9 protein-coding genes are annotated in these 6,667 nt (G+C 36.9%); 2 read left to right on the top strand and 7 right to left on the bottom strand.

Annotated features, from left to right (window positions below):
• From J7E67_RS27820 to J7E67_RS27790, 7 genes are all read right to left on the bottom strand, one after another.
• Positions 1 to 708 (bottom strand): IS110 family transposase (locus tag J7E67_RS27820; protein ID WP_214733246.1); only part of this gene is annotated, 708 nt, incomplete at its 3' end.
• A 159-nt stretch (positions 709 to 867) separates the two neighbouring features.
• Positions 868 to 1,398: a hypothetical protein gene (locus J7E67_RS27815; RefSeq protein WP_214733245.1), complete on the bottom strand. Its 531-nt coding sequence runs from the start codon at positions 1,396 to 1,398 to the stop codon at positions 868 to 870.
• Between the two features lie 154 nt (positions 1,399 to 1,552).
• Positions 1,553 to 1,834: an iron-sulfur cluster biosynthesis family protein gene (locus tag J7E67_RS32560; protein WP_483861513.1), complete on the bottom strand. Its 282-nt coding sequence runs from the start codon at positions 1,832 to 1,834 to the stop codon at positions 1,553 to 1,555.
• Positions 1,779 to 4,364, bottom strand: coding sequence for a heavy metal translocating P-type ATPase (locus J7E67_RS27805; protein ID WP_214733248.1), 2,586 nt, complete (start codon positions 4,362 to 4,364; stop codon positions 1,779 to 1,781). Before J7E67_RS27805 ends, J7E67_RS32560 begins: the two co-directional genes overlap by 56 nt.
• A gap of 127 nt (positions 4,365 to 4,491) precedes the next feature.
• Complete coding sequence (locus tag J7E67_RS27800) at positions 4,492 to 4,845, bottom strand: ArsR/SmtB family transcription factor (RefSeq protein ID WP_214733243.1); 354 nt, start codon at positions 4,843 to 4,845, stop codon at positions 4,492 to 4,494.
• A 240-nt stretch (positions 4,846 to 5,085) separates the two neighbouring features.
• Positions 5,086 to 5,412, bottom strand: a complete 327-nt coding sequence (locus J7E67_RS27795; RefSeq protein ID WP_214733242.1) for a YnfA family protein — start codon at positions 5,410 to 5,412, stop codon at positions 5,086 to 5,088.
• A gap of 18 nt (positions 5,413 to 5,430) precedes the next feature.
• Entirely contained in the window at positions 5,431 to 5,844 is a 414-nt protein-coding gene (locus J7E67_RS27790; RefSeq protein WP_251027048.1) for a MerR family transcriptional regulator, read from the bottom strand.
• A 69-nt stretch (positions 5,845 to 5,913) separates the two neighbouring features.
• On the opposite strand from J7E67_RS27790, the gene J7E67_RS27785 reads away from it, so the two are divergent.
• Positions 5,914 to 6,159 (top strand): hypothetical protein, encoded by a 246-nt coding sequence (locus J7E67_RS27785; RefSeq protein WP_214733241.1) that lies wholly within the window; start codon positions 5,914 to 5,916, stop codon positions 6,157 to 6,159.
• A 22-nt stretch (positions 6,160 to 6,181) separates the two neighbouring features.
• Positions 6,182 to 6,514, top strand: coding sequence for a hypothetical protein (locus tag J7E67_RS27780; protein ID WP_214733240.1), 333 nt, complete (start codon positions 6,182 to 6,184; stop codon positions 6,512 to 6,514).
• Positions 6,515 to 6,667: the final 153 nt, after the last annotated feature.

Genomic DNA, 6,667 nt, shown 5'->3' with positions numbered 1-6,667 from the left:
TTGGGCTTTTTTTAATCCAGGTTGTCTCTTCATCAGTGACTTCCACCCGATAACAACGTTTTGAGGTTGCATTGAACGCAATTCCATTGGGGTAGGAAATAAGCGAAGGGTTGCGATTGCCCCTTTACCTTTCACGTCTTTAAAAACTTGTCGGAGCTCCGGAAAGACAACATCTACCCAACGATTTAATTGGTTGATTGAACTAACAAGACGCTTAACAATCACATCACGGTTAGACATAAGAACTCGAAGTTCTTCAAATGATTCAGAAGTTGGACGAACGATGGAATAGTAACCATTCTTCACCATATCAGCGATAACTAGTGCATCTTTTTTATCGCTTTTTGACTGAGTATTATCTCGATTCTCTTTATTCCTTTTTACATGGTACGGATTTACTGTTACTACATCAATATTCTGTTCGAAAAGCCATTTTGATAGATTAATCCAGTAATGTCCCGTAGGTTCCATGCCGACTATAGTGGTAACTAAGTTATTTGTCTTTTTTAATTTGTTAATCCAGTGCAATAAAATAGTAAATCCATCTTCGTTATTTTCAAATGTGAGAGGATCGCCGACTACAATTCCACGGAAATTCACTGCTCGAGCGACGTGAAATTGTTGAGCAATGTCCACACCAACAACGAGATGTTTATCGGAAATTCTTTCTATTAGTTGATTTTGTTTGTCTTGCATTTTAAACTTCATAGTAGGGGTTCCTCCTAAGGTTTTGAGTTAGAGTGGTGTCTATACTCATATCTTACTGAGGAGCTCCTTTTTTATCAAAGTCAATAATTAACTCTCTACAGGAATGCTAAACTGCCCCGTTAGCTGAATAAGAAATGCCGCCTTCAATGGCAGCTGGATCTAAAGTTTAGTATATATAAAATTATTATCTCTTAAAAATGAAAATCCTGTCTCATCAACATCGTTAAAAATCGAAAAATAACTTGCACCAAAACCAAAACCTAAGCCATTTAACAACAGGCTAGAATGAAGTATTTTACCATTTGAGCCATTAGCCTCTTGAGTCATTTGAATTACTTCAATTTCCTCTATTTGCTTTCCAATAAAAAAAGAAAAGTTATCGATCGCATTCTTCCGCCATTCTAGATTTAATTCTTGATTACCGTACCAATCTAACTTTTCCTTTAAATCAATTTCATTCCAGGTAACAGCAATTTCTCTATCATTAAACGAACAAAATTCTAATTGTTTTCCACTTATAAGTAAAATAACGGGACAATCAGCCCAAAAATCACCATCTGATATTTCTTGTACTGTCCAAATTTCCTCAATTGTTGAACCTATTAAATCCCTTAACCCTTTACCGTGAGTATTAATAAATTCATTAATATCGGTATAGAAAATTGGTTCATAATCTTTAATACCTAGCATAAAACACACCTCAAATCTTAAAGGAAAGTTTATGTTAAAGCACCCGTTAGTTTAAGTGCAATCTTTCACATTCTCATTATGTGTATCATAATAAAAGGACGAAACTCTTTTAATTTCGTCCTTAATATATGAAAGAAATACAATTTTACGCATTTTAACAGCAATTATCATTTCCTAACATCACAAGTCCAGACCCCGAATCAGTTTCCTGATAATCAAGGGTGATGGCTTCTATGTTAGCGAGAATATCTTTTTCAATAGCAACCTGGATTCCATTAATGGTTTCTACTACATCATTTGCCGAAGGCTCTTCCAGAGCCAATCCCATTTTTGGACCACTTCAGCCAACCCCCGCCATAAAGAGGCGAATTCCTTTAATGTCATGTTGTTTCATGATCTCTTGGATAAACGTTTTTGCTGAGTCCGTAATTTTTATCGTTTTTCACCTCCTTTATCGTTTCCGCTTTTAATGCTAATAACCTCATGCTATTTAAAATGACAAGCAAAGCTGCTCCAGTGTCACTCATGACAGCAATCCATAAAGTGAGCCAACCAGGAAAAATCAGCATTAAGGCAACCACTTTCACGAGGATTGAAAACCAAATATTTTGTCTAATGATTTGCATGGCTTTTCGGCTCAATTTCATCGTGTGAGGCAGCTTTTCGAGGTTATCTGCCATTAACACAATATCTGCTGTTTCCATTGCTGTATCGGTTCCAGCACCACCCATGGCAATGCCTAGATTGGCTGTAGCAAGAGCAGGTGCATCGTTAATTCCATCTCCAACCATAGCAACAAGCTTTCCTTCTTGCTGGAGCTGCTTAACGGCATTGACTTTATCTTCGGGAAGCAATTCTGCAAAATAACGATCTACTCCAATTTGTTGTGCTATTTTCTTTGCTGTTCCTTCGTTATCACCAGTTAGCATCACCACTTGTTCAATACCCATCTCTTTAAGTTCCTTTAAGGCATTGACAGATATTTCACGAACGGTATCCGAAACAGCAATAATTCCTAAAATCGTTGTTTTCGTACCGATAATTACAAGGGTATTTCCTTCGTTTTGTAGCGTTTGAACTTGTTCTTTATAATTCCCAAGATCCACGCCCAACCCATTAAATAATTTTGGATTTCCAGCATAGTATTCAACGCCATCAATCGTAGCATGTGCCCCTTTTCCAACAATCGCTTTAAACGTTTCACCGTTTCTTATCTCTATATTTCGATCAATGGCATAATTTCGGATAGCCAAAGCAATAGGATGTTTAGAATGTTCTTCAATCGTTCTGGCAATGGCAAGCATTTCTTCTTCTGTGCCTTTTAAGGTGATGACTTGGGACACTTTTGGTTTTCCTTCGGTTAGGGTGCCTGTTTTATCAAAAGCAATCGCTTTTAAAGCTCCAGCAATTTCTAAGAATGAACCACCTTTAATGAGCACCCCGTTTTTCGCTGCATTTCCAATACTGGATACAATCGCTACGGGTGTAGAGATAACAAGTGCACAAGGACAAGCGATAACCAATAGTTCTAATCCTTTATAAATCCAATCTAGCCATCCCCCAAAGCCGAGTAATGGTGGTAATACCATTATTAGAATGGCTAAAGTAAAAACAATAGGTGTATAGATTCGTGCAAATCGATCAACAAAATCTTGTGTTGGAGCTTTTTTCTCCTGTGCTTCTTCTACCATATGAATGATTCTTGCAATCGCTGTATCCTCAACTAACTTGGTGACCTTTAATTCTAATGATCCACTCTCGTTGATGGTTCCTGCATAAACCGTATCCCCGATTTCCTTATCAACGGGAATGGATTCTCCAGTTATCGGTGCTTGATTCACAGTGGATGATCCTTGAATCACTTCGCCATCCAACGGAATTTTTTCACCAGGCTTTACAACAATAGTGTTTCCAATCGATATATCTTCCACAGGTTTTCGGATCAACTCTCCATTTTGCTTAACCCATGCTTCTGAAGGTGCTAAATTCATCAAATTTCGAATGGAATTCCTGGTTTTATCAACGGATTTGTTCTGAAGCATGGTTCCAAAGGCAAACAGCCAAACTACGGTTGCCCCTTCGGACCACTGCCCAATCAGTCCAGCACCAATGGCAGCTGACGCCATTAAAACGTTCATATCGAGTGATCCGCTTTTGATAGCATAGAAAGCATTTTTCGCTGGCTTGTAGCCACTAATGACAACCACTGACGCAAATATTAGCGTTGTAATAACGGACAATACTGATTCAGTAAATGAACCAAGAATCCCTAGTGCCAACAGAACACCTGAAATCGTGGTTAAGTAATCCTTTTTAGGCTCATTGGTTTCTGTATTTGTTCTTCTATTGGATATTAATGATGCTTGATACCCTACTTTGGAAACCTCTTTGATTACATCTTCAACATTCATCTCATGCTTAATTTGCATCCTACCGGTTGAGAAATTGACGTTAACCTCTTTAACATTTGAAAGATTTTTCATATGTTTTTCGAGTGTTACTGCACAAGCACCACAGTCCATTCCCTCTATATTAAAAGCTTGCACATTCCCATTTTGTACAAGAGGCTCAACCGTAAAGCCAATTTTTTTTATGTGACTTGGAATCGTTTCAAGTACAGAATCATCTTCAATCGCTATTTGCATTTTTCCAGTGCTGTAATTAACGTTTACTTGATTAACACCCTTTACCTTCCCTAAGCTTTTTTCAATCGTACGTGCACAAGCAGGGCAATCCATTCCTTGAACACGAAATTCATTGATTTTCCCTGTAAGAGGAGTAATGCTATCTGTTTTTTCAGCTGGAACCTCTCCGCAACAGGCATCATCCTGGCAACACGAATCAGTCTTTGTTGCAGATGGTGGGTTGATTAGCAAAATCGGAAAGCTTTTCTTAACAGATGATTCTTTGGGAGTGCAGCATGCATCCGTGCAAGAATCTTTCTCCTGTGACTTTAATGGATCCATGAGTGTAATCGGGATACTTTTTTTACCTGACTTTTCTTGGCTGCATGAACCATCTGAACAGCAGGATGCTTTTTCTATTGGCTTTGAAGGTTCTAACATCGTTAAGGGAATACTTTTTTTCTGTTCTTCAGCCATTACAGTTCATCCCTTCAATAGATAGGCATTGATCGTTTTTATCGCAATCAGCCACTTGTTTTTCTACATCCCCTAAAATTAAATCAAACATAGTCAACACTGATTTTATCTGCTCATCACGAATGCCGTAATACATATATTTACCCTCTTGTCGTCCAACAATAATGCCGCACCCTTTTAAACAAGCTAAGTGCTGTGAGATATTCGATTGATTTCCTTTTATCTCTTCGACGATTTGAGAAACCGTCTTTTCTTTATCTTTAATCGACTCTAATATTTGAAGTCGGGTTTTGTCCGCAAAACCTTTAATTAATTTAACTTTTATATCCATTGCATCTAGCGCCATTTTTACTCACCTCATCTAACGTATTAGTATTCACTAATATAAACTATGTAATCATATTAGCAATTGCTAATATGTTAGTCAAATTAATTTTCAAAAAATTAACTCTTTGAAGTGTTTCAACATATTTAGGGGAACATTTATAAATCCCAGATCTCTAATTAAACTAAACTGCCACTAAAAAGAGTCGCAGTTACGACTCTTGGTTAAACTCAAGCACCCGCTAGTTCAATATGAGTTGTTTTATTGACGTGGTGCAAACAACATCACTGAAGCACCAAATAAACAAATAGCAGCACCTATCCAGTCATATAAATCGGGCGTTTTTTTATCAATACCCCAACCCCATAAAACAGAAAGAGCAATAAAAACTCCTCCATACGCAGCGTATACTCTACCAAATGATGGGAACGTTTGAAATGTTGCAATAACTCCATATAAAGCCAATGCAATTCCTCCGAAAACACCCCAATAAAATGGTTTACCTTCCCTTAACCATAACCATATAAGATAGCCTCCACCAATTTCAGCTAAACCAGCTAACAAAAAAATTAATACTGCTTTGAACATAGTTCAAACGCCCTTTCATCACTTTTTCTCACAACAAGTGCCATTTGAATTAACCTTTGGAAAGCATTCCGACCAAGAAAGACATTCACACTTCAAACCATTTTTTAAAATATCCAACATTGAGTCAATATGCTCCTTCTGTTCTTCTAATTCTGCACACTTGGTAATCGCCATCTGTGACCACCTTTCAGATGGCGAAACCTGATTGTCAAAACCCTCTAAAAGCACGGTAATTTCTTGATTATTAAAACCAGCTAATTGAGCTGTTTTAATGAACTTTAATTGGTCAATAACATCAGTCTTATAGCGTCTTTGTCCATTTACCCTCGTAGGGGTTGGCATTAGTCCAATTGATTCGTAAAAACGAATAGCTGAAGGATTAACTTTTGCCTTTTTTGCTAATTCCCCAATGGAAATATAAGAATCCATCATTATCACCTCTTGACTTAAAGTTTACTTTAACAATTATACTTTAGATATAGATTATTTGGAGGGATTCCTTTGAAAAAATTATTTGCTGGAATGGGAATAATCGGCTTATGTGCACTATGTTGTGCAATACCTGCTATTGGCATTACTGGACTTGTTGGTATAGTTGGAGTTAGTTTTGGTTTTTGGAAATGGGGAGTATTACTTATCGCTTTAGCTTTATTTCTCTTTCTATATGTAAAAAAGAGTCGTGCGTGTAGTACGAGTAGTACAAGTGCAGGATGTAGTTGTTCTGCGAGTTCGTGCAAACATAACTAATTTAAGGGGAGGTCTTAATTTTATGACTGAATGTAATTGTTGTAAAAGCTCACCTAGTGTTGTTTGCAATATTGGTTCTTTTAATTCAGAGGAAAGAAACCGTTATGATGAATTACGAAGGGAATTGACTGTAAATCTGACAGTTGAAGAAATTTCAAATGGTTATGGTTTTATTTATCCTAATCAAAAATCGTTACTATTAAAAATTGCCGAATGGATTTCTTACGAAAATCGCTGCTGTCCATTCATAAAATTCTTACTATATGTAAGTGGTGAAGCAAACTCGATAAGGCTAGAGCTAACAGGAAGTGATGAAGTTAAAATTCTAATAAAAGAAGAATTTCACCTAGCATAATAGCAGAACCCCTATTAATGTAAGTGAGGCCACTGAAAAACTTCAGTTTTTTATGTTTGAAGTATAGCTAGGGATAAAAAAAAAGCATCTAATCGTCCTAATGGAACGATTGGATGCTTTTTTCCTTTATTTCGACTCCTTCATTAGTGTAAT

The sequence above is a fragment of the Bacillus sp. ISL-46 genome, assembly GCF_018613205.1.
The sequence above is the reverse complement of the archived record's forward strand: the minus strand, read 5'-3'. Positions and strand labels throughout refer to the sequence as shown.

Excerpts from the sequence above, each read along its gene's own strand:
- J7E67_RS27815 (WP_214733245.1), bottom strand. The coding sequence starts at position 1,398 with ATGCTAGGTATTAAAGATTATGAACCAATTTTCTATACCGATATTAAT.
- J7E67_RS27805 (WP_214733248.1), bottom strand. The coding sequence starts at position 4,364 with ATGGATCCATTAAAGTCACAGGAGAAAGATTCTTGCACGGATGCATGC.
- J7E67_RS27800 (WP_214733243.1), bottom strand. The coding sequence starts at position 4,845 with ATGGCGCTAGATGCAATGGATATAAAAGTTAAATTAATTAAAGGTTTT.
- J7E67_RS27795 (WP_214733242.1), bottom strand. The coding sequence starts at position 5,412 with ATGTTCAAAGCAGTATTAATTTTTTTGTTAGCTGGTTTAGCTGAAATT.
- J7E67_RS27790 (WP_251027048.1), bottom strand. The coding sequence starts at position 5,844 with ATGATGGATTCTTATATTTCCATTGGGGAATTAGCAAAAAAGGCAAAA.
- J7E67_RS27780 (WP_214733240.1), top strand. The coding sequence starts at position 6,182 with ATGACTGAATGTAATTGTTGTAAAAGCTCACCTAGTGTTGTTTGCAAT.